Genomic DNA, 21,972 nt, shown 5'->3' on the forward strand with positions numbered 1-21,972 from the left:
GAAAAGCATTTATTTATTCCTCCACCGTAAGGTGAAGGTTATTGCCGTCAAAAATCGCAGATACGGACGAGCAGATGTAATCGGGATGAATCCCCGTCCGCATGACCGATTCCCGCGTATCCACGCCCGATAGCACCAGCGCGGTGGACATGCCGATGCTTTTTCCAAGCGCGATATCCGTGTCCAGCCGGTCTCCGACCATCAGGCATTGTTCCGGGCTCGTTCTCAGCTGCCGCAGCGCACAGGAAGCGTAATATTTCGAGGGTTTCCCGACCGTTTCATGCGGCGGCACCCCGCTTGCGGTTTCGATCGCCTTAATGAATGCCCAGGTATCGGGAATAACTCCTTCTTCCGCCGGGCAGAAAGGATCCGGATTGGCGGCGATAAGCCGGGCACCGCCCCTTACGGCATTTACGGCGGCCGTCAGCTTATCGAAATCGAAGCCCCTGTCCAAGCCGACAAGCACATGGGTCGCCTGCCCCGCCTCCCTGGTAACGGAAATTCCGCTGCGGTGCATCTCCTCCCGCATCGCAGCCCCTCCGACGAGAAACACCTTGGCGCCGGAGGCAAAATCCCGAAAGTAGGCGCCCGCTGCGGATAAGGCGGTGATAATCTCCTCCGTCCGGCACGTAATACCGTGCCCCGCAAGCTTGTCCCTGACTTCCTCCCGCGTGTATAATGTCGTATTCGTTGCGAAGATCACGGCCTTCTTGCGTTCGCGCAAGCCGCGAATCGTGGCGGCCGCCCCGTCCAGCGCCTTGTCTCCGATATAAATCGTGCCGTCCAGATCAAACAGGTAACCGGAAAAATCATGTAATGAGGTCTGCCGCATATGTTTACCAAGCTGCTCCTTTCAACAAAAAAACCCTTGTCCGAAAAATGAGATACGGAATAAGACCATAAAAAGGTCTTCACCGTACCGTCATTACCGAACAAGGGTTATCTCCTGGTCTCAACCCATGAATTGCAGTAACCGCTGGTACTAAGAGAAGTATATAGCTTGTATGTCAACGGATCATCAATGGACTGTTATTTTTATGTAAATGTTGTGGTTTGAGCGTTCGCAAAGTTCCAAATCAGCGGATCCCCGCTGGAAATATAATCGGCCCCGCTCGCCAGAGCCTCGGCCATTTCATGCTCATGGCGGATCAGACCGCCGACGATCAGCGGCTGGTTGATCATGCCTTTCAATTCTCGGGTTACCCGCGGCATCAAACCGGGCATCAGCTCCACTTCGTCGGGATTCGTGCTGTTGATCATCCGCACGGCCGTATTTACGGCGGCGGTATCGATCGCGAAAATGCGCTGGATGCTCTTGATCCCGGCATGCCGCGCGGCCGAGACGGCGCCCGATTTGGTCGTCACGATGCCGTCCGCTTTGAACTTATCGCCTAAATAGGCGACGGAATGAGCATCCTTCCCCAGCCCGGCGATCATCTCAAGATGGACATATACCAGCTTGCCCGCATCATGCAAACGGGAGATATATTCCTCGATATTTCCGATATGTCCTATCATCAAATTTACCCGCTTCACGCTGCTTTCCAGCACCTGTACGAACTGCTCCTCTTTCGTGACGGAAGCGATGATTGGATAATGCCCCACTGCTACCACCTGCCTATGAGTCTTGTCCGTTCCATTCTACCGGCAAACTATTCGGGCAGTATTAATTGCGCACATAAAAAAGAGCCCGCCAGTAATCTGACGGACTCTTTCAACAAAGTATTTCAAAACGGAGAGAGAGGGATACTCTCACTTCGTTCGAGACTGCGACGCCATTCCTAACGAAGCTTATGCTCCGACGAACCCTCCTTCTGAGGGTTCTCATCCCTCCGCAAAAAAGAGCCCGCCAGTAATCTGACGGACTCTTTCAACAAAGTATTTCAAAACGGAGAGAGAGGGATTCGAACCCTCGCACCGCTTACGCAGTCTAACCCCTTAGCAGAGGGTCCCCTTATAGCCACTTGGGTATCTCTCCAAGAAATGGCTCCCCGAACAGGACTCGAACCTGTGACAACTCGATTAACAGTCGAGTGCTCTACCGACTGAGCTATCAGGGAACAATAGATAAATAACTTATTTAGAACATGTTTTAATTTATCACGATTTCGGGGCAAAGTCAAGAAAGCGGAGTCATTTTCGCTTCTCAGCGGCCGGAATTAAACGTACAAAAAAATGTAAATCCGGGCTTGCAAAAATCATTTCCCACGTTAAAATATATTTAACGTTAAAAATATTTTAACGACTAACAATTTTATTGTATAAGGAGAATGCGGCCCATGAGCGAAGAAGCTGCAGTGAAAAGCAAACGCAACATATTGGGTGGTTTGACGGAATACAAACCGTTTATGTATCTGCTGACGGCCAGAATCGTCTCCCGGTTTGGCGATTCGATCGATTCGATCGCTTACAGCTGGATGGTATACATGCTGACCGGGTCCAAACTGATGATGGGATCATTGTTTGCCCTGAATTATGTGCCCAGCATTTTATTCAGCTTTTTCTCGGGTGCGTTGGTAGACCGCTGGCCCAAACGCCGCGTCATCCTGATCACGACCCTGAGCCGCGGGCTTCTCGTAGTTTTAACGGCGATCCTCTATGCGTCTTCCTTGCTCCGCCCCTGGCATCTGTACGTGCTGACCTTCCTCATTTCTACCCTTGAGTGCTTCACGTCTCCCGCAGAAATCGCATTGGTGCCGCAGCTTCTTCCCAAAGACAAACTGATGAGCGGCAATTCCATCAGCACCTCGGTTTCCAAAATCGCCGAGCTCGCCGGACTGGCCGTCGCGGGAGGAATTATCGCCTTTGCCGGGATATCCGGCGCGATTCTGATCGACGGGCTAACCTTTTTTATCGCGGCCCTGATCATCGCGTTGATCCGTAATACCTCCGAGCTGCCTGGCGCCAAAGCCCCGGAACGAACCACGCTTGGGCAAGAAATCAAAAACGGGCTGAAATATATTTTCGCCGACAAACTGATTTTGACCATTGTACTGATTGCCGCCTATGTGAACTTTTGCCTGTCGGCTTATAATGTGCTGAACCCGGCCTATGTCGACGAAATATTGAAATCGGGCCCGTCCGGTCTCAGTCTGTTGGGAATAACGCTGATGTGCGGAATGGTCATCAGCGGGCTTTGGCTCGGCAAAAAGGGCGCTGCCTTCAAGAAAAGCCGGTTGATTCTGGCCGGATACTTGCTCCTTGGGGCCAGTTACGCTCTTTTGTGCCTGCCCCCTTACATTTCAATTTACCCACTCTATTCGGCCGCCTTGTTTACATTCGGGATGGGCATCGCCGTGCCGCTTTGCAGCACTCCGGCAACCACCTATTTCATGGAAACCGTCCCCAAAGAAATGTTGGGCAGAGTAGGAGCGATTTACAGTATGATCTGCACTTGCGCGATTCCGCTCGGCAGCCTGCTTGCAGGTGCGGCGGGGGAGTGGATGAGAATCCACCTGCTCTATCTCTCCTTCGGAGTTCTGCTGATAGTACCGACATTCCTGATGCTGAAACACCGCAGTTTTATGCAGCTATGATCGTGGTCCCCTCATGCGTTATACTAGTGATACTAATAAAGGTGCACCATTCAAGGATGGTCATTCTTTTGAATCACGGGGGCATATATGAAAAAGGAACTTAAAACGCTGGAGGAAATCCGCATTTATTCGGACCCGTACCGCATCCAAATCATGAGCGAATTTCAGAAGATCGGCCGTCCCGCGACCGTCAAAGAGGTTGCCGACTCGATGAACGAGGTCCCGGCCAAGGTGCATTATCATGTCAAAAAGCTGGAGAGCATCGGGCTCGTTTCGCTGGTGGATACCAAGCTCATCAACGGAATTACCGCGAAATATTACGAGCCGTTCGACGGCGAGATTTCGATCCGGAAGAGCGAATTTGACGAGGCTCTGCATCCGGTGTTTCAATCCGAGACCCAGAAGCTGCTCAACAATATTTTCGAGGAAGGCAAAAAGCGCTTTTTGTTGGCCAATCAACACCCCGAGCCGAACGGCACGCTGATGAACCAGAGTGTTTATTTGACGAAAGAAGAAGCGAAAGAATTGGTCGAGTTGATCAAAGACTATTGCAACCGGCATCAGACCGACGACAAATCCGTACCCCGCGAAAAATTCGATATTTTGTTCGCCATAGCGAAAAGCCCGGAACCCGAGCAGGACGGTATAAATAAAAAAGAACCGTCTTCCCCGTAATAGGAAACCCGGTTCTTATGTTTAGTGCTGTTCATCAGTTCCGTCTTGGTTTTGGTCTTTCTCGTTCTCATGTCCGTGAAGGCGAACGGGCTGCGGCTTTCCTCCGGATTCCGCTTGCCTTCGCGGACCCGCTTTTGCCGCATCTTAAGGGCCTTGGATTTGGCCATGGTAATCACTCCCCTAAATCATCATTGTCTATTGCAGACTGCTTAATTGTAGCACACCTCTGCATTTCCCGCACCGGTAACGCTCCGGATCAACCCGGCGTTTGCGAAGATACTCCATCCCGCAGCGATTGCAGACCAGCTTATAACGATAAGGCAGCGGTTTGCGCTTGGCGCGGCCGGGCAGGGACTGGCAGTAGCGGCTGCCACCGACTTGATTCAACAGCGCTTTGAATTCGGGATCGCGGTGACGGTAGCCTCTCCCCGACAGATGAAGATGGTAATGGCACAATTCATGCTTGATGATGCGCTCCACTTCTTCGGTTCCATAGGCTTCAAGCTGAGCCGGATTGATCTCGATATGATGCGTCTTCATAAAATACCTTCCCCCGGTCGTCCGCAGCCGCCCGTTAAACTTGGCCCGATGGCGGAACGGCACGCCGAAACTTCGTAACGAAATCTCCTCGACCCAGGTTTGAAGCTGCTCGTCGTTCATCGGTTACCCTCCCCTCTTTTCTATAAGTATACTTGAATTTTAACTTCGGCTTACGATACACTGTCAAGTAGAATGAAGGAAAAAGGAGATTATGGTGACATGGCCGTTATGAGATACGTTATTTTGCAGCAGGATCAAAGCTTGTTGTTCGTCGAAATGCCCGGCGATTACGCCTATCAGTTGAGCGCACTGAATCTGCGCCTGAATAAGGAAATCGACAAGCTGACGGCGGATGAGGTGCCGGCATTGCCGCTGGCGATTGCGGAATGCGACAAGCTTGAGCTGCTCGATGAATCGCTGCAAATTACGAGCGGTTTGGATTATATAAATGAACTGGAAGCGGCTTTCTCCGCGATCCGCGAGGAGAACTATCCGCTAATCTCGCTGCTGACGGAAATCCGCGCCCTGCAGGCGCAGATGGAGCAGTGGTACGAAGAGGAAGGAATCGCTTAAACCCTCTTCCGTGGCCGGCGGTTAGCCGTTCCGGCATTGGACCTGCACCGTTTCCGGCATCTCCCCATATCTTAGCTACTAAGAATGCGGAGGAGGAGATCGTGTTGCCCAAATGGCTCAGCAACCAGATTATGCGCGCTTTTCATAAGCGCGACCGCCGCCAGATTATGCTGCTCAATGATTGCTGGTTTTTTTATTACAATCGCCGGGACGCCGATAACGCATCCGGCAAACTTCAGTAAGCTATGAAGAGTGGCGACAATCTGACCGAAAACGAAAGCCCGCCGGGGAACGGCGGGCTTGTTTTGTGTCCAATATGCAAGGGCCGGCGGCTACTGAGCCTTACTGTCCTGCGGCGATACCATCGTCAGTCCGACCCGTCCCTTTTTCACGTCGACACTCAGCACCCAGACAGTAACGGTGTCGCCGACGGATACGACGTCCATCGGATGCTTGACGAAGCTCTTGCTCAGTTGCGAAATGTGCACGAGGCCGTCATTCTTGATGCCGATATCGACAAAGGCACCGAAATCGATCACATTGCGCACAGTGCCCTGGAGCTCCATGCCCGGCGCCAAATCCTCGATCTTCAGCACATCGGTGCGGAAGATCGGCAGCGGCAGCTCCTCGCGCGGATCGCGGCCCGGACGCTGGAGGCTGTCCAGGATGTCGCGCAGGGTCGGGACGCCGACCTCCAGCCGCTCGGCCAGCTCCTCCGGCTTCAGCGCGGCCAGCCGCGCCGCCAGCTCCTTGGAGCCGAGCTGGTCGAGGCCGACGCCCAGCTCCGCGAACAGCCGGCTCACCACGTCGTACGATTCGGGGTGAATCGGGGTCCGATCCAGCGGATGCTCGCCGCCGTTGATCCGCATAAACCCGATGCACTGCTCGTACGTCTTTGCGCCGAGCCGCGGCACCTTCTGCAGCTGTTTGCGGCTTTGGAACCGTCCGTTCTCTTCACGGAACTTGACGATATTCTTCGCCGTCGTCGCGTTGACCCCCGACACGTACGAGAGCAGCGACGGCGAAGCCGTATTGACGTCGACGCCGACGTGGTTGACCGCGGATTCGACCACCGCGGTCAGACTCTCGTCAAGCTGCTTCTGGGAGACGTCGTGCTGGTACTGCCCGACCCCGATCGCCTTCGGCTCGATTTTGACCAGCTCGGCCAGCGGGTCCTGCAGCCGGCGGGCGATGGACACCGCGCTCCGCTCCGCGACGTCGAGATCGGGGAACTCCTCCTGCGCCAGCTTGGACGCGGAGTACACGCTCGCTCCGGCCTCGTTCACGATCAGGTAAGCGAGCTCCTTGCCCTTGCGCTCCGCAATCACCTCGGCGATGAATTGCTCCGTTTCACGCGACGCGGTGCCGTTGCCGATGACAATCAGCGACACGCCGTACCTGTCGATCAGCTCGCCCACCTTGGCCGCCGCCTCGCGCTTCTTGTTGTTCGGCGGCGTCGGATAGACCACCGCGACCTCCAGCAGCTTGCCGGTATCGTCCACGACGGCAAGCTTGCAGCCGGTCCGGTACGCCGGATCGACGCCGAGCACGCATTTGCCGCGGACCGGCGGCTGCAGCAGCAGGCTGCGCAGATTGGCCGCGAAGATCGTGATCGCCTGCTGCTCGGCTCTTTCCGTCAGCTCGCCGCGGACCTCGCGCTCGATCGAGGGAGCGATCAGACGCTTATAAGCGTCCTCGATCGTCGACTGGAGCACGCCGCTCGTCGCGGAGCCGCCTTTAATCCAGCGCCCGGCGATATGGCGGTGAATCATCTCCGCGTCAACCTCCAGCGAAACCTTCAGCACGTCCTCGCGCTCGCCGCGGTTCATGGCCAGGATGCGGTGGGACGGCATTTTTTTGGCCGATTCCCGGTAATTGTAATACATCTCGTACACGGATTCCGCCTCGGGCGCCTTGGCCTCGGACACCATCATCCCGTGTTCCATCGTATATTTGCGGACCCATGCCCGGGTCGCCGCTTCGTCGGCGATGCTTTCGGCCACGATATCCATCGCGCCCTGCAGCGCTTCCTCCGCCGTTTCCACACCCTTGTCCGGGTCGATATACTTGGCTGCCTCAGCCAACGGATCGCCCTGCTTCGGCTGGGACAGAAGCCATTCCGCAAGCGGCTCCAATCCCTTCTCTTTGGCCACGCTGGCCCGCGTTTTCCGCTTCTGCCGATAAGGGCGGTACAGGTCCTCCACTTCCTGGAGCTTAACCGCCTTGCGGATCGCCGCCTCCAGCTCCTCCGTCAATTTATTCTGCTCCGCGATAATCCGGATGACCTCGTGCTTGCGGTCCTCCAGATTCCGGAGATAATGATTGCGCTCTTCGATATCGCGAAGCTGGTTCTCGTCCAGCTCGCCGGTCATCTCTTTCCGGTAGCGGGCGATAAACGGAATCGTATTCCCTTCGTCCAGCAGCGATATGGTCGTCCGCACCTGCTTCAAGGACAGGTTAAGCTCTTTGGCGACCTGCTGCACGATCCGTTCGCGCTCCTCCGCCTCGTTCTTCCCCACTGTTTCGATCGTATCCGATTGCGGCAATGGAATCCCTCTTTCATTAAAAAATGCGTTATTCCTTTATTATCACAAAATCAAGCCGCCTTTTCCAGCCTGGTGACGTTGTCGGGTCGTCCAAACTACCGCTCCATTCCCGAAAAAGACGAAAACACCGCGGCCGTGTTACCGGCAGCGGTGCTCCAAAATTGATTTTAGAAATTGGTATAAATACTACCCGAATCAACCGTCGCAAACATCACAAAGGCCAAAACTACGATTAAGATAAGAATAGCGTACAGCACGGTGCCGATAATCCCGCAAACCAGCCCGGCGATCGATAGTCCGCGTCCCTGCTCCCCGGTTCTTTTGAGCTCTTTAAACGACATGCTGGCAAATACAATAGCGACAATCCCCAAAATAAAGCCTATGTACGGAACCACGAGCGACATGATGCCGAGAACGAGCGAGGCGATCGATTTGCCGTTCGTCTTCGGCGGTGCCGGCGGCGGGGGCGGGAAGCCTCCCTGATAATTGTTAAAGGTTGTGTATTGATAGTCTGTCTGATTTTGATCCATTCAAAAATACCTCCGCTAACCTCAATATTTCCTATTGTAACGTATCCCTGCTTGGACTGTCACCAAATTTTTGGATTTATTTCACTCGGAACCGCTTACTTTCAGTTTATTTTCAGCTTCATTTAATATTACTTTCATTTAATTGTTGTAAGATAGAATAAATTTCATCTAAAATTTTGACCTGTTTTTACCGGGTGAACCATAAAGAAGGATGTGATGTAAATTGTTGCCAGCTTAGTATCTTTGCTTTGGATGAGATGAGTACGGTTTATTCCGCCTGGAGACAGCATGATTATCATTTTTTGTAAGAAAGTTGGAGTGATGAGATGAAACAAAAGAAATGGCTATGGATCGGCATTGGAGCGGTGGTACTTATCGCCATCATCGTGATCCTTATTCTGAGCCTGCGTCCGGACAAGCAAAATGAGGCGGCGGCTCCTACCGTAAACACCACCAAAGTAACGAAGGGGAATATTGTGGTCAGCGTTGCGGGTTCCGGCTCGGTAACTTCCACGGTCAGCGAGACCGTTCGTACCAAAGATGAAGGAAAGGTCAAGGAAGTGTTGGTCGAAGAAGGGGACATCGTCAAAAAGGGACAAGTCCTTCTGACCTTTGAAGCCGCCGATTTGGCCGACAGTCTTGAATCCCAGGAAAGATCCCTTAAGTCCCAAAAGCTTGATCTCGAAGATTTGCAGGAGCAATACAAACGGCAAGTGCAAGAAGGGGCAGACGACGAAGCATTGAATGCCACCAAAAAGTCAATCACCAAGCAGGAATTGAATATCGCGGACGTGGAGAAGGAAATCGCCTCTATTAAAGAGGATATGATCGCTCCCGATCCTTTGACTTCGCCGATCGACGGAACGATCACCACAGTGAATATCACGGAGGGCGAACAAGCCAAAAACGGCGACGAATTGTTCGTGATCAACAATTATCAAGACTTAAGCGTGAAGATTCAAGTCGACGAGCTCGATATTCCGGAAGTGGCGCTGGGCATGAAATCGACGGTTGAGATCGATGCACTTCCGGGTCAAACATTTGAAGGCGAGGTTTCGGATATCGCCGACGAAGGAGTGGCGTCCAACGGCGTATCTTTATTTGATGTCACGATCAAACTGCTTAAATCCGACGGGGTCCGGGTCGGCATGTCGGCGGAAGCTACCGTCATTTTGAACGAGAAAAACGATATTTTGACCCTCCCGATCGAAGCCGTACAGCAACGGGGCGACAAATACATAGTGATGCTGCCAAACGGCGGCTCGGCTGACGGCGATTCCGGTGACAAAGAAGCGGCGGCTCCGCCTGCTGCGGATGAAGTGCAGCCGCAAGGCGACAAGGCCCAGGCGGAAGGCGCTCCAAGCGACAAAGGAGGTCAGGGCGCCGAAGGAGCCTCTCGCGGCAACATGAAGGAAGTTGAAGTCGGCGTCCACGACGAAAGCACGATCGAAATCGTCAGCGGATTAAACGAAGGCGACGAAGTCGTAATTCCGACCGTACTGGGCAATAGCTCCGGCGCGGCTTCGGCCCAACAGCAAATGCAAGGCCAAATGGGCGGCGGCTTCGGCGGCGGTGGCGGTGGCTTTGAAGGCGGCGGTCCCGGCGGCGGTACACCCGGCGGGGGCGGCTTCGGCGGAGGCGGGGGTGGAAGATAATGACCAACCCACAACAGCCGCTGATCGAAGTCAGCAATTTGGGACACGGCTATATGATGGCGGGAGAGATGATGCCTGTATTGCAGGACATCTCATTTAAAATCAACCACGGTGAATTCGTGGCCATCATCGGCCCTTCCGGTTCGGGGAAATCCACTCTCATGAATATGCTCGGCTGTCTGGATGTCGCCAATGAAGGAATTTACTTATTGGACGGACAGGATGTAAGAAAATTGTCCGACAACAAGCTGGCGGGTATACGAAATGAAAAAATAGGCTTTATTTTTCAGCAGTACAATCTGCTGCCCAAATTGACCGCCTTTGAAAATGTGGAGCTGCCGCTGATTTACCGGAATGTGCCTTTCCGCGAACGGAAAAAGTCCGTGGAGGAGGCGCTTAGTCTGGTCGGCCTGGAAAACCGGATGTACAACCGTCCCTCCCAGATGTCCGGGGGTCAGCAGCAGCGGGTCGCCATCGCCAGGGCCATCGCCGGCAAGCCGCCGGTGCTGCTGGCTGACGAACCCACAGGCGCTCTCGACAGCAAAACCGGCGTCGAAGTCATGAATACGATGAAGGAACTAAATAAACTGGGCCATACGATTATTATCATTACGCACGACCTTTCCATCGCGGAGCAAGCCGAGCGGATCATTCGCATCATGGACGGCCGGATTGTCGAAGATCGGGGGGCTGCGGTTTGAATATTTATCAAAGCATCAAGATGGCCGTGAAAAGCATCATCGGGAATAAAGTAAGATCCTTCCTGACGATGCTCGGCATCATCATCGGCGTTTCGTCCGTCATCATATTGGTTTCCGTCGGCCAGGGAACGACTTCTACGATCACGGATCAGCTCGAAGGGCTCGGTACCGATTTGCTTACCGTGAGCATCATGGGCCGCGGGGCCACGACCTCGCTGACCTATGAAGAAGTCCAAAGCCTGAACGATATCGAAGGGGTCAAGGCCGTATCCCCGGTCGTCAGCGGCTCGGCCACCGTCAAAAAGGGAACGACCAACGATTCTTACTCGATTGAAGGGATATCCCCTTCCTATGAGGATGTGCAAGACTTCCACGTTCAAGACGGTCGTTATATTCTCGATATCGACAACGAATACCGGATGAAGGTAGCCTTGATCGGCACCGAAGTGGCCAGCGATTTTTTCGGGGCCGACAATCCGGTAGGCGAGACGATCCAGTTGAACGGTTCAAGCTTTAAAATCGTCGGGCTGCTCGAATCCAAAGGCAGCGGGATCACGGGTTCCAACGACGACAAAATCCTCATACCGATCACAACGGCGGAGCGGTTTCTGCAAAGCCGCGGCATTCGTTCCATCACGGTGCAGGCGGACTCGACGGAAGTGGTCGAAGACACGCAAACCCGATTGGAAGCTTGGCTGGACGAGAAGTTTTTGCAAGCCGAGAATGCGTATTCGATCTTTAGCGCCCAGGAAATGATGGATACGCTCGGTTCGATCACCGGCATGCTCTCGGCGGCGCTCGGCGGGATCGCCGGCATTTCCCTGCTCGTCGGCGGGATCGGGATTATGAACATCATGCTGGTCTCGGTCAGCGAAAGAACAAGGGAAATCGGCGTACGCAAAGCGATCGGCGCCAAGAAGAGAGACATTCTGATGCAGTTCATGGTTGAATCGACGGCGCTCAGCGGACTCGGGGGGCTTATCGGAATAGGCATCGGATATGGTACCTGCGCGTTAATAACCCATTATACGAGCTTAACCGCCAGCGTAGGCACATTCATCGTTGTATTTTCATTCGCTTTCTCTTTGTTCATCGGCATCGTGTTTGGCATGATTCCGGCGAACAAAGCGGCCAAGCTGCGGCCGATCTACGCCCTGCGGACGGACTGATAAGATATTCAAAAAAACAAAAAGCAGTGATCGTTTCCCGAACGCGGGACGATCACTGCTTTTTTAACGAAAAAAAACGCCCGAACATTCATGTTCAGGCGCCGCTGCGAACAGGCCCACAACGACCTGCCCGGCTCTATATTCAAAAGTCAATTAAACCGAGACTGATCAGCAAAGCCTCGTTCACTTTCTTCATCGTCTCTTCGTCTAAATGCGTGATTTTGTCCGTAAGTCTCTGTTTGTCGATCGTTCGGATTTGCTCCAGCAAAATAACGGAATCCCGGTCAAATCCGTGCGTAGCCGCATCGATCTCGACATGAGTCGGCAGCTTCGCTTTCTGGATTTGCGCCGTGATGGCGGCAACGATCGCCGTCGGGCTGAATCGGTTGCCGATATCATTCTGGATAATAAGCACTGGTCTTACCCCGCCCTGCTCGGAACCCACCACAGGGGAGAGGTCAGCAAAAAAAACGTCACCGCGCTTTACGATCAATGGTTACACCCCGCTTACTAGGCGGTCCAGAGTGATGTCTGCATCTTCCTCCGCATGGAATGCTTCAGAGGCCATGGATAGGTTAATCTTCGCCATCTCCATATAGCCCCGCTGCATCGATTCGCGGATAAAACGTTTCTTCCGCTCATTCAAATACAGCTTCATGGCTTGCCTGATCAGCTCGCTGCGATTGGAATTTTCCATTGCAACGATTCCATCCACTTCCTGTAAAAGATGATCCGGTAAACTAATCATAATTCTTTTGGTATTGTGCATGTTGGCCATCCTTACTTCCACCCCCAAAACCTTGTAGACCCTAGTACCCCTTGACCATATGACTCAGTATTGCTTTATTCAAGGAAATATATACAAAAGAAGTATATGCCGTGAGTATATCAAGTATGATGCATATCATTATAAACAAAAATGACATTGCCGTACATACCTGATCATTTCCATGTTTTATTCATTCGCTAGTCCCGGCATAAAATCCTTCATTCGGGAAAAAAGTTTTGTTGGTTTTTGTCAGAGCTGCCCGTTTTTCTTAGGTCAGCAGAGGATTTACCAGATTATCCGGTTTTCCGGCCCGGGTATATAGTCTCGGGACCCGGTGAGCCAGCATGCAAATCAGTTCGTAGTGGATGGTTCCTAATGCGGAAGCCAGTTCGTCTGCGGTAATGCAGCCGCCGGACTGCTGGCCGATGAGTACAACCTCCTCGCCGGCTTGGATTTCTTCGGCTTTGTCAGCCAAAGGTTGTAGCGATACCATACATTGGTCCATGCAAATGGTCCCGACCACAGGAACGCGGTGTCCGCGTATCAATACTTGCGCTTTGCCGCCGAGCATCCGGGAATAACCGTCGGCATAGCCGATCGGCAATGTGCCGATGGTTTCTTCCCGGTCGGTCACGTATCTCGCCCCGTAGCTGATAGCGGAATTCGGCGGCAGCGTTTTGACCCTGACCAATTCCGATTTCAGCGACAATACCGGGGTAAGCCGGATACGATCCCGCCCGACCTCATCCGACGGGTACAGACCGTACAAGGCGATGCCGATTCTCACCATTTGGCAAGATATTTCCGGCATATCAATGGCGATGGCGCTATTGCCCGTATGTATAATCGGGATATGAATTCCATGCTCCCGCAGCGCGTTCACCACGTCCTGAAAACGCCGATACTGTTCCAATGTATAGCTCTTGTCTTCTTCGTCCGCCGTGGCATAGTGAGTATACAAGCCCTCCACTTCCACATGCGGAATTTGCAGCGCTTCGGTCACGAAAAGGGCCACATCTTCTCCGGGCAGCAAGCCCAGACGTCCCATTCCGGAGTCGATTTTGATATGGACCTTCAGTTTATGCGGAAATTCCGCAGGATCAAGGGCCCGGATCGCCTCCAGCACTTCCCGACTGAACAAAGTCAGCGTGATGTCGTGCTCCCATGCGGTTTGTACGCCATGCGGCGGCGTGTATCCCAGAACCAGGATCGGGAGCTTGATGCCGGCACGGCGCAGTTCCAGCGCTTCGTCCAAAAAAGCGACGCTGAGGTAATCCGCGCCGTAGCGTTCAAGTTCCTGCGACACGACAACGGCACCATGTCCATAGGCATTAGCCTTTACACATGCGAGCAATTTCATGTCCGCCGGCAGCCCCTGCCGCAGTTCTCTATAATTCGAATACAACGCGTCCAAATCTATAACCGCTTGGGTTGGTCGATACTTCACTTGCACTTGTAGGTCACCTTCTCTAATGTTTGACAGTCCATACTCAAACTTGCGTTTACTCCGACAATACACTAATGGTAATGTCCCGGGGAGCGGCTGTCAAATCCACGAAAGGCCCAAAATGAGGAAAAGGCGGATACGCAGGTTCCAGGAAATAGCCAACCTCCGGAACAGCCGTACTCCGCCTGCCATACTATATTATTTACCCGTTTGGTCCTGCATAGAAGCGGCGATCTTCACCATTTCGGTGACGGGAAGATCATCGCTCGTAATGCGGAATTCCAGTCCGTCCGTGGTCCAGGTCAAGGTCTTCAGTTCTTCTCCGGTCAGAAGTCCGGCGGTGAAGCCCAGGTCAACCAGTTCCCCGGGAACGAGCGACGCCGTCCGGTCAGGCGAGCGCGCTTCCGTGAGCGTAAATTGATATGTACCGTTATAACGTAGCAGTACGAGGCTCCGGTCGCTGTCTTCCACGATTTTATCGTCCTGATATACCACTCCGTCCGGCAAATAGGTTGGAATGATTACGCCGAAAGGATCGGACAATGCGGGCAAAGCGGAATCTTCACCTTCGGCATTCCCTCCTGCAGCCGTGCCTTCCGATGCGGGATCATCCAGGCTTGTTTCCTGCGCTTTTTCCACCAGCATGCCGTTCTCGTCGACCTCCAGCAGCGTGCCCTTGGCATCCTGAGCGGCCGCATCCAGATTATGCTGCATATCGAAGGAATTGCTCTCGAACTTGGGGTTGAAATCGAATTTATCGAATTTGACTTCGACCACCACTTTAGCCTGGGAGTCCGATACTTGCACTTGTTTTGGCGCATAATTGTCCTTGGCCAGCCAGATTTTCTGGCGGACCAACGCATGGGTGTTGTAATTGGCCGCCACTTCAAACACATAATTGTCCTTTTCGCTTGCGAACTGGCGGGAGTTGTCGCTCAGGATGCTGCGGACCAGCGTCTGGTACAGGTATACCTGCCCTTGATTTTCCGGCCAATCGCTCTGGAAGCGAAAGCTCTTGTTCAGGCTAGGCGTCAGGACATACACGCCCTGTTCATTGCGGAGCACGATCTGGGTCACGTCCTTCTCGTCATTAGTGAGCGCGATCCGGTAAAAGGACGGGTTCTGATACCAGACCTCGACCTTGTACTCCTGGGGCTTGTCGCCGGTAAACAGTGTCATGGTGCCGGAGCCCTGATAGCTTTCCATTTTGGTAACCACTTTGTCCAAATCCTTGACGACGCCGGCGGCATCCTTTTTCCCGCATGCGGCCAGTACGATGCTTAATACGATCAAAATCGTCAGCATCCTTGCGATCCGACGCATGAGATCATCCCCTCTGCAGTTTGATTTCCTAAACTGATACATGTCTATGAGGCAACTTGGCCGATTATGCAGACGAGTTCCGGCTTGACCGGATCGGCTCATTTACCTGGAAACGGCGGTATGATCGGGGATTGACCGTATGAATATAGTGGATGTAGAATGTTTTTTATAAATGCGAACAACCGTGATAAAGGGTAAGTAGACTGACGATGACGATAACAGAGAGCCGGTGGCTGCTGCAAACCGGTATCGCGCGTTTACTCGAATGGCCTTTGGAGTTGCTTTGCCGAACCCGTCCTTTTCAGGATGAAAGTAGGAGAAGCCGGGATTCCCGCCGTTATCAAGGGACAGGTATAAGAGCCGCAATCATGCTCCGTACCTTGATGAGATGGCCGTTTCCCCTCGCCGGAGTCGGAACGGTCAACTAAGGTGGCAACGCGAGAAACTTCGTCCTTATGGGGTGGAGTTTTTTTTATTTTCCGAATTCTTTTAAGGAGGTGATGGCCGTGGAAGATGGCTGGTGGTGGTGCCGTTGGTCGGTAAAGAAGAAGCTCTCGAATTTAAGGAGGAAATCGAATGAACCAAGTTGGCAAAGAGCGGGTGCTCACCGGCGACCGGGTGACCGGCAAGCTGCACCTCGGCCATTACGCCGGGAGTTTGCAAAACCGGGTTCACCTGCAAAACAAGTACGATACTATGATTCTGCTCGCGGACATTCAGGCGCTGACAACGCATTTTGAGCGGCCGGAGTCCATCAGCGTGCATCTGCGCGAAGTGGCGCTCGACTATTTGGCGGCGGGCGTAGATCCAAATCAAGCAACGATCTTCGTCCAGTCCATGGTACCGGAAATCGCCGAACTGACCGTGTTCTTCTCTATGTTCGTCACAGTCAATGCCCTGCGCCATAATCCGACAGTTAAGGCCGAATCGAAAGGCAGCGGCCTGGATGAGCTGTATTACGGCTTCCTAGGGTACCCGGTCAGTCAGGCGGCGGACATCGCCTTCTGTAAAGCGACGGTCGTGCCGGCCGGGGAGGATCAGCTCCCTCATTTGGAGCTTGCCCGGAAGGTTACACGCCGATTTAACGAACTGTACCGGCCGGTGTTTCCAGAGCCGCGGGCCTTGATCAGCGACTCGCCGCGGCTTGTCGGTACGGACGGGAACGCGAAAATGAGCAAGAGCCTCGGCAATGCGATCGAGCTGGCCAGCTCGTCGGAGGAGCTGGCCCTGAAAGTCCGCCGGGCGGTGACCGACCCGGCCCGGGTGCGCAAGCACGATCCCGGACATCCCGAGGTATGTCCGATTTACGCTTATCACAAGGTATTCGGGGCGGACCAGGCCCCGGAAATCCGCGAAAACTGCGAACGCGGCACCATCGGTTGCACCGAATGCAAGCGGCGTATTACGCTGACGCTCGATCTGCTGCTGGAGCCGATGCGTGAGCGGCGCGCCCGTTATGCGGGGAAGCCGGACCTGGTCGACGAGATCCTCATCGTGGGAACGCGGCGCGCGCGAGGCATCGCGAAGGAAACGCTCGCCGAAGTGCGGGAAGCGATGGGTCTTGATTATTTCCGGGCTTGAAGCGGAGAAGATACAGATTCGAGACCCGGGAAAATCCGGGCCTCGGGTCAATAGCAAGGACAAATGAACAGGCAAGCTGTCACGAAGTGCATACATTATCCTAAAGTCACTTATAAATAGTCACTAATATAGGAGATGATGTAATGTCATTCTGCCCGACATGCCCAACCCAAACGGTTGTAGATCCGCCCGTACCGGTTTACCAGAACTTTTTTCACCCTCAAATCGTTCAGGTGATCCATCCTATTGAGATCATTAGACAACATCATTGCGTTCCCGTGCCGCAACATTTTTACAAGGTTAGTGTCAGAGATGAAATGTGCTACGTTTCGAGTACAAAGCGCAAAAGAAGAAGATAGCTTTAAGGATTCACACGCCTAAATAGATATACTATTAAAGAGAAGACTGCCCTCGTCGGCAGTCTTTTGAATGGAAGCATGTTATCTATCTGATTCTTCGTATTCTGCGTATCGGTCTTCTCTCCAGCAGCAGGATCGCAAGCAGGTCAAACAGCACGAGCGGCAAAATAATTGGAGCGAATGTCGCATGCGCCTTGCTGCCTTTGCTGTGAACCGAGCTCGTTTTAAGGTACAGCTTACCGCCGCTCACTTTTACAATCCTACCGTAAAGTACTGCGCCGGTTTTCATTTTGATCCGAACCGGTTTGCCCACATATTTCCGGGCCAGCTTTGCGCGAGCCGTCACCGCCAACACCCCTCACCTCCTATAGGTCATAACACAGTATACGTCCGGCGCCAAGGAAAGATTGGGCATGTGTCACGGTAACAGGCTAAAAATTCGTCAGTGTAACATAGGATTACTCTGTGCCCACATCCCTTCGATGGCAAAAGCGCTGCCCGGATATCCTCTTCCGCGATGGAGCAAGCGCTTAAGCTCGCGACTTTAAAAGATCGTTCCTTTAGCAATATACCGAGTACGGTTCATAGCTGTTTTTGACTCGACGATTGGAAAAATACAATGTAGTTCTGCCTTCGCCGCAACTATTCGTGCCTAGAATGGAAATATCCAGTCAGGCAAGCTTCATTTTAAGAAAAACAACCGAAATGGACATTTCTGATTGGATATTTCCAAGCAAAACCGAGAATCCGGGCTCTGTTAATGAGTTTCATTGGAAAAATCCAACGGAGGTTCTTCGTATACGCCAAAAGCCCGCCGCTTATGGCGACGGGCCAAATCCAAAGATTATTTTCTTTTGGTATACGCAATTCGCTTGATGCTTTCATGGGAAAGGCAGAAAGTATCCGCCAGTTGGTCTATGGATTGGCCTTGAGAGAATCTGTCGGCGATTTCCCGGTTTCTGCGGGCCAGCAAATCGCGGCTTCCGCCAATTCTCACCCCACTTTTTTACGCATTCGCCAGAATTCGGAATGTATAGGGTAGTTCCTTGGACATATTTTTGAATTTCTTTCAGTAATACTTCAGGCTGTCCTCTACCCTTCCTTCGCGATCTCCTCCGCCGGCAGATGACGCTTCCCGAGAAGCAAGAACGGCAGGCCAAAGGCTGTAATCAAGGCCATTATGGCAAAGATGATCAGGGCTCGATGGACACCCAGGCCATCCAGAAGAAATCCGCCCAGCAGCGGGGCCAGAACATTCCCCAGATTATTGAAGCCGAACATCCCGAAGTAACTGCCCCGGAGCTCGGGCTTGGCAATCCGGTCCACAAGCATATCCGTCATCGTAAACATCAGAACTTCGCCGACCGTAAACAGAACTACGCCCAGCATCAGCATCCAGATATGGCTGGATGCCCCGAACACGAACATGCTGGCGGAGACGCAAATATTACCTGCGATCAGCGGTGCAACCGGTGAGAAACGGCTGGCGAAGCGAACGAGCGGATACTGTACCGCCAGCACGACGACGGCGTTCAGGGAAATCATGTAACCGAACAATGTCGCTCCGTTCGCGAATTTCGAACCAAGCTCCAAATACTGGGGCAGCGTCGAATCGAAATACCCGTATCCCATGACGCAGAAGATCATACCGATCAAGACGTACATAAAGGTGCGGTCCCTTCCGGTTACCTGGAACGCTCGCTTAAGCGTCAGCCTGTCCGATTGTTGCCGGTTAACTCCGCCGATATCCTTATGTATCAAAAATTGCAAAACCAGCACGCCGCCATAGCAAAAGTAAACGAGGGCGGGAATGTAGAACGCGCTTCCCGATTCGGAAGCGCCCATATACAGGCCGAGAAGCGGTCCGGCCACGACCCCCAGATTGATGGCGGCATACCGGAGATTAAAAACAAGCAGCTTGCTCTCCTGCGGGGTAATATCCGCAAGCAGGGCGCGGGAGGTCGGTTCGAACATCGACCGGCAGAGCCCGTTCAGGGCGTTGATGACGAAGAACATCCAAATCTGATTCGCCAAGGCAAAGCCGACAAACACAAACACCCAGCCGAAGATCGAAATAAACAATACCTTTTTACGCCCGATCAGGTCCGATATATACCCCCCGTAAAAGCTCGCGAACACGCCGATCAGCGAGCTGGCGGCGACTACGATCCCGGCTTCGGAGGCGGTTGCTCCCAGCTTGCCGATCAGGTAAATCGAGAGAAAAGGGATGCTCATCGAGGTGGCCATCCGGCCAAAGATCGTCCCGACAATGATGGTCCATGATAAGGGATGAATTTGTCTTAATTGCGATTGCGCTGTCATCGTCCTGGTCTCCCCTGATGTCTCGGATTTTCAAAACTATTGGACTATTAAAACCCGAGAAACCAGATTCTGTCAAGATTTTAATAGAAACAAAAAAAGCCCGACCGCCGCTGCCGATTTACAGCGTGGCTCCGGGCAAGGGGGAAGCCGGATTTAAAATTTGCCTGTAACGGGGGCCTGCCGTTCCTGGCGGGCTTTTATTTTCTCCCGTAAAATCTCCTGAAAGCTAAGGGGCGTATCCTTGTTATCCTGTCTTTTCGCCGAATTTACCGCCAATGGCTTCGGATACTGGTCATAAAAAGGTACGGCGCTATGTACGCTAAGATTCGGATTCATATCCTGACTCCTTTGCATAGAAGGTAACCGGCTCATAAGATCGTCTTTCTTCTCTTACCCTCTTTCCGGCGCACGCAAACACTTTCCGAACAAAACAGGAAAAAAGCTTCATCCCCCCTCTTTGGTCCCAAGACCCCGCGGCTAACGCAGCCTAGCGCCGGGCCGGAATTAATATTCGTACCGTCGTGCCGATACCCGGTCTGCTTCCGATCGTTACGCCATACCGCGCTCCGAAATGAAGCTGAATCCGGCTGTGGACATTCCGGATGCCGAACCCGGTGTTGAGTCCATCCACCGGATCGAAAATTTGCCGGATCAACTCCGGTGACATCCCGATGCCGTCGTCGATGATTTTAAAGACGATATCGTCCCCTTCCTTTTTGCCGGAAAGACGGATATGGATCGGAGTTCCAAACCAGCCGTGCTCCAAGGCGTTCTCGATAAAGGGCTGGAGAATTAATTTGACGGTAACATATTTAACGATTTCCGGGTCGATATCGTAGAAAACGGACACCGAGTCGCCGAATTTGGTCATCTGGATGTTCATATAAGCCTGAACCTGCTCCAGTTCGCTGCGGATCGGAATGACCGTCCGTCCTTCATTCAGGGACAGGCGGTAAAATTTCGCCAAATCCAGCACCATCCGCTGCAGCTTGTCGACCTCACCGAATTGGGCCAGCCGGCTGATCGACGATAAAGTATTATAGAGAAAATGCGGATTAATTTGAGCTTGCAGCGATTCGAGCTCGGCTTCCTTTTTTTCGATTTGCGCGACATAGACCTGCTCGATCAGGCGATCGATGTTGCTGCCCATTTCATTCAATGCGGAGGCGATCTGTGAGAACTCGTCCTTCCCCCGATAGCCCATCCGTTTGCGCAGATCGCCCTCGCGGAAGGCGTTGAGGACGAAGACGATTTTGTTGATCCGCAGCGAGAAATAACGGGAAATAAACATCCCCGCGAATGTAAAAATGACGAGGCACAGGAAGCAGATCAGGAAGATGAACATCCGTACCTTTTGCGAATCGCGCTCCATGACCGTCAACGGAACAAAAGCCGTAAGCTGCCATGACTGGTCTCCGACCGACTCCGTAATCGTCAAATATTCCGCTTCATTATTCGGCCCGCCGCTCGGCGATGGCGGCATTTCCCCCGAACGGTACAGCACCCTCCCGTATTCGTCCTTGATGATCAGCGCGCTGCCGTTCCCGATCTTCCGGTAATCCACCGCCTGGAACAACTCCTCGGTCCGGACGCTGATTCGCATAAATCCGATCTCCTTCAATTCGAGCGGTTTTTGGAAATCCACCAGCCTGCGCAGCAGCGAGATCCTTTTGAATTCCATATCCCGCTCCACCCGCTGCCATACTTTGGTCTCCCCGAATTGCTCCGGCGGAAAATCCACATGCCACGCCTTCTCCTCAATCCGCTTCAGATGGTATATATTGAAGTTTCCTTCCAGGAGGTCCGGCCGTTCTTGGGCAAAAGAGCCGTAATACACTTCGGGATACGTGTCGTTCGCCAGGAACAAAAACATCGCGATATGAAGTCCGGTGGAATGCACGGCGATTGAAAATTTGGGCATGACGATTTTGGTCGTCCGCTCGTAGCTTTCCCAGCCTTTTTCATAATTTCTTAGCTGCTGGATCAGGGAGTAGTCGCCGTACAACATATCCGAAATCCGGACGACGTCCGCCATCTTATATTCGATATTGTCCTTCATCTGCACCAGCGTGCCCTGAATATTGTTCCGCGTTTGAACGCGGATCGAATCCTGATACATTGAATGCGAAAAAAAGCCGATCGCGATAACAGGTATAATGATAAATACCATATAAGTGAGCATCAGTTTATAGCCAAACGGGATATACTTCGGTCGTTTGGAGGGTATCCCTGCAGTCGGCATAGTC

At 52.9% G+C, this 21,972-nt stretch carries 21 protein-coding genes, 2 tRNA genes and 1 other annotated feature; of the genes, 8 read left to right on the forward strand and 15 right to left on the reverse strand.

Going from position 1 to position 21,972, the window contains the following annotated elements:
• Positions 1-13 precede the first annotated feature (13 nt).
• The 4 genes from V3851_RS14785 to V3851_RS14800 form a co-directional block, all read right to left on the reverse strand.
• The gene (locus tag V3851_RS14785; protein WP_331847319.1) at positions 14-832 is read right to left on the reverse strand and encodes an HAD-IIA family hydrolase; all 819 of its coding nucleotides are present in this window, start codon (positions 830-832) and stop codon (positions 14-16) included.
• 203 nt (positions 833-1,035) lie between these two features.
• Positions 1,036-1,605, reverse strand: coding sequence for a glycerol-3-phosphate responsive antiterminator (locus tag V3851_RS14790; protein WP_331847320.1), 570 nt, complete (start codon positions 1,603-1,605; stop codon positions 1,036-1,038).
• A 284-nt stretch (positions 1,606-1,889) separates the two neighbouring features.
• A tRNA-Ser gene (locus tag V3851_RS14795) sits at positions 1,890-1,978 on the reverse strand.
• Positions 1,979-1,984: 6 nt separating this feature from the next.
• A tRNA-Asn gene (locus V3851_RS14800) sits at positions 1,985-2,060 on the reverse strand.
• 219 nt (positions 2,061-2,279) lie between these two features.
• On the opposite strand from V3851_RS14800, the gene V3851_RS14805 reads away from it, so the two are divergent.
• Together V3851_RS14805 and V3851_RS14810 are read left to right on the forward strand one after the other, a co-directional pair.
• A complete protein-coding gene (locus tag V3851_RS14805; RefSeq protein ID WP_331847321.1) occupies positions 2,280-3,536 on the forward strand; it encodes an MFS transporter in 1,257 nt (418 codons plus the stop codon).
• 87 nt (positions 3,537-3,623) lie between these two features.
• A complete protein-coding gene (locus tag V3851_RS14810) occupies positions 3,624-4,211 on the forward strand; it encodes an ArsR/SmtB family transcription factor (protein WP_331847322.1) in 588 nt (195 codons plus the stop codon).
• A 195-nt stretch (positions 4,212-4,406) separates the two neighbouring features.
• Here V3851_RS14810 and V3851_RS14820 read toward each other — a convergent pair whose 3' ends face one another.
• The gene (locus tag V3851_RS14820; RefSeq protein ID WP_331847324.1) at positions 4,407-4,871 is read right to left on the reverse strand and encodes a SprT family protein; all 465 of its coding nucleotides are present in this window, start codon (positions 4,869-4,871) and stop codon (positions 4,407-4,409) included.
• 99 nt (positions 4,872-4,970) lie between these two features.
• On the opposite strand from V3851_RS14820, the gene V3851_RS14825 reads away from it, so the two are divergent.
• Positions 4,971-5,324, forward strand: coding sequence for a hydrolase/acyltransferase (locus tag V3851_RS14825; protein ID WP_331847325.1), 354 nt, complete (start codon positions 4,971-4,973; stop codon positions 5,322-5,324).
• Positions 5,325-5,428: 104 nt separating this feature from the next.
• The gene (cmpA, locus tag V3851_RS14830; RefSeq protein ID WP_331847365.1) at positions 5,429-5,566 is read left to right on the forward strand and encodes a cortex morphogenetic protein CmpA; all 138 of its coding nucleotides are present in this window, start codon (positions 5,429-5,431) and stop codon (positions 5,564-5,566) included.
• Between the two features lie 90 nt (positions 5,567-5,656).
• Here the strand turns inward: cmpA and V3851_RS14835 are convergent, their stop codons facing one another.
• Together V3851_RS14835 and V3851_RS14840 are read right to left on the reverse strand one after the other, a co-directional pair.
• Complete coding sequence (locus V3851_RS14835) at positions 5,657-7,870, reverse strand: Tex family protein (protein WP_331847326.1); 2,214 nt, start codon at positions 7,868-7,870, stop codon at positions 5,657-5,659.
• 167 nt (positions 7,871-8,037) lie between these two features.
• The gene (locus tag V3851_RS14840; protein ID WP_331847327.1) at positions 8,038-8,400 is read right to left on the reverse strand and encodes a DUF4190 domain-containing protein; all 363 of its coding nucleotides are present in this window, start codon (positions 8,398-8,400) and stop codon (positions 8,038-8,040) included.
• 326 nt (positions 8,401-8,726) lie between these two features.
• On the opposite strand from V3851_RS14840, the gene V3851_RS14845 reads away from it, so the two are divergent.
• From V3851_RS14845 to V3851_RS14855, 3 genes are read left to right on the forward strand one after another with little or no spacing between them, the layout of a single operon-like run.
• A complete protein-coding gene (locus tag V3851_RS14845; protein ID WP_331847328.1) occupies positions 8,727-10,055 on the forward strand; it encodes an efflux RND transporter periplasmic adaptor subunit in 1,329 nt (442 codons plus the stop codon).
• Entirely contained in the window at positions 10,055-10,756 is a 702-nt protein-coding gene (locus tag V3851_RS14850; protein WP_331847329.1) for an ABC transporter ATP-binding protein, read from the forward strand. The genes V3851_RS14845 and V3851_RS14850 overlap by 1 nt, the downstream gene beginning before the upstream one ends.
• Positions 10,753-11,925: an ABC transporter permease gene (locus V3851_RS14855; protein WP_331847330.1), complete on the forward strand. Its 1,173-nt coding sequence runs from the start codon at positions 10,753-10,755 to the stop codon at positions 11,923-11,925. The genes V3851_RS14850 and V3851_RS14855 overlap by 4 nt, the downstream gene beginning before the upstream one ends.
• Before the next feature lie 142 nt (positions 11,926-12,067).
• On the opposite strand, the gene V3851_RS14860 is transcribed toward V3851_RS14855, so the two are convergent.
• The 4 genes from V3851_RS14860 to V3851_RS14875 all read right to left on the reverse strand — a co-directional run bounded on the left by V3851_RS14860 (position 12,068) and on the right by V3851_RS14875 (position 15,464).
• A complete protein-coding gene (locus V3851_RS14860) occupies positions 12,068-12,418 on the reverse strand; it encodes a type II toxin-antitoxin system PemK/MazF family toxin (protein ID WP_331847331.1) in 351 nt (116 codons plus the stop codon).
• Between the two features lie 3 nt (positions 12,419-12,421).
• Entirely contained in the window at positions 12,422-12,703 is a 282-nt protein-coding gene (locus tag V3851_RS14865; protein WP_018750966.1) for a CopG family ribbon-helix-helix protein, read from the reverse strand.
• A 259-nt stretch (positions 12,704-12,962) separates the two neighbouring features.
• On the reverse strand, positions 12,963-14,147 hold the full coding sequence (alr, locus tag V3851_RS14870) for an alanine racemase (protein ID WP_331847332.1): 1,185 nt from the start codon (positions 14,145-14,147) through the stop codon (positions 12,963-12,965).
• Positions 14,148-14,339: 192 nt separating this feature from the next.
• Positions 14,340-15,464, reverse strand: a complete 1,125-nt coding sequence (locus V3851_RS14875; RefSeq protein WP_331847333.1) for an outer membrane lipoprotein-sorting protein — start codon at positions 15,462-15,464, stop codon at positions 14,340-14,342.
• A 175-nt stretch (positions 15,465-15,639) separates the two neighbouring features.
• Positions 15,640-15,922: a binding site (T-box leader), on the forward strand.
• 118 nt (positions 15,923-16,040) lie between these two features.
• Between V3851_RS14875 and trpS the strand changes: the two genes are divergently transcribed.
• Complete coding sequence (gene trpS, locus V3851_RS14880; protein WP_331847334.1) at positions 16,041-17,045, forward strand: tryptophan--tRNA ligase; 1,005 nt, start codon at positions 16,041-16,043, stop codon at positions 17,043-17,045.
• A gap of 444 nt (positions 17,046-17,489) precedes the next feature.
• Here the strand turns inward: trpS and V3851_RS14885 are convergent, their stop codons facing one another.
• The 4 genes from V3851_RS14885 to V3851_RS14900 all read right to left on the reverse strand — a co-directional run bounded on the left by V3851_RS14885 (position 17,490) and on the right by V3851_RS14900 (position 21,968).
• Complete coding sequence (locus tag V3851_RS14885) at positions 17,490-17,759, reverse strand: hypothetical protein (protein WP_414859314.1); 270 nt, start codon at positions 17,757-17,759, stop codon at positions 17,490-17,492.
• 737 nt (positions 17,760-18,496) lie between these two features.
• On the reverse strand, positions 18,497-19,726 hold the full coding sequence (locus V3851_RS14890) for an MDR family MFS transporter (RefSeq protein WP_331847335.1): 1,230 nt from the start codon (positions 19,724-19,726) through the stop codon (positions 18,497-18,499).
• 153 nt (positions 19,727-19,879) lie between these two features.
• A complete protein-coding gene (locus V3851_RS14895; protein ID WP_331847336.1) occupies positions 19,880-20,062 on the reverse strand; it encodes a hypothetical protein in 183 nt (60 codons plus the stop codon).
• A gap of 151 nt (positions 20,063-20,213) precedes the next feature.
• Positions 20,214-21,968, reverse strand: coding sequence for a sensor histidine kinase (locus tag V3851_RS14900; RefSeq protein WP_331847337.1), 1,755 nt, complete (start codon positions 21,966-21,968; stop codon positions 20,214-20,216).
• Between the last annotated feature and the right edge of the window lie 4 nt (positions 21,969-21,972).

Origin of the sequence: Paenibacillus haidiansis, assembly GCF_036553665.1 — a bacterium.
Classification (GTDB): Bacteria; Bacillota; Bacilli; order Paenibacillales; family Paenibacillaceae; genus Fontibacillus; species Fontibacillus haidiansis.

Excerpts from the sequence above, each read along its gene's own strand:
- V3851_RS14900 (WP_331847337.1), bottom strand. The coding sequence starts at position 21,968 with ATGCCGACTGCAGGGATACCCTCCAAACGACCGAAGTATATCCCGTTT.
- trpS (WP_331847334.1), top strand. The coding sequence starts at position 16,041 with ATGAACCAAGTTGGCAAAGAGCGGGTGCTCACCGGCGACCGGGTGACC.
- V3851_RS14840 (WP_331847327.1), bottom strand. The coding sequence starts at position 8,400 with ATGGATCAAAATCAGACAGACTATCAATACACAACCTTTAACAATTAT.
- V3851_RS14875 (WP_331847333.1), bottom strand. The coding sequence starts at position 15,464 with ATGCGTCGGATCGCAAGGATGCTGACGATTTTGATCGTATTAAGCATC.
- V3851_RS14850 (WP_331847329.1), top strand. The coding sequence starts at position 10,055 with ATGACCAACCCACAACAGCCGCTGATCGAAGTCAGCAATTTGGGACAC.
- V3851_RS14820 (WP_331847324.1), bottom strand. The coding sequence starts at position 4,871 with ATGAACGACGAGCAGCTTCAAACCTGGGTCGAGGAGATTTCGTTACGA.
- V3851_RS14865 (WP_018750966.1), bottom strand. The coding sequence starts at position 12,703 with ATGGCCAACATGCACAATACCAAAAGAATTATGATTAGTTTACCGGAT.
- V3851_RS14805 (WP_331847321.1), top strand. The coding sequence starts at position 2,280 with ATGAGCGAAGAAGCTGCAGTGAAAAGCAAACGCAACATATTGGGTGGT.
- V3851_RS14895 (WP_331847336.1), bottom strand. The coding sequence starts at position 20,062 with ATGAATCCGAATCTTAGCGTACATAGCGCCGTACCTTTTTATGACCAG.
- V3851_RS14810 (WP_331847322.1), top strand. The coding sequence starts at position 3,624 with ATGAAAAAGGAACTTAAAACGCTGGAGGAAATCCGCATTTATTCGGAC.
- V3851_RS14785 (WP_331847319.1), bottom strand. The coding sequence starts at position 832 with ATGCGGCAGACCTCATTACATGATTTTTCCGGTTACCTGTTTGATCTG.
- V3851_RS14890 (WP_331847335.1), bottom strand. The coding sequence starts at position 19,726 with ATGACAGCGCAATCGCAATTAAGACAAATTCATCCCTTATCATGGACC.
- V3851_RS14845 (WP_331847328.1), top strand. The coding sequence starts at position 8,727 with ATGAAACAAAAGAAATGGCTATGGATCGGCATTGGAGCGGTGGTACTT.
- V3851_RS14825 (WP_331847325.1), top strand. The coding sequence starts at position 4,971 with ATGGCCGTTATGAGATACGTTATTTTGCAGCAGGATCAAAGCTTGTTG.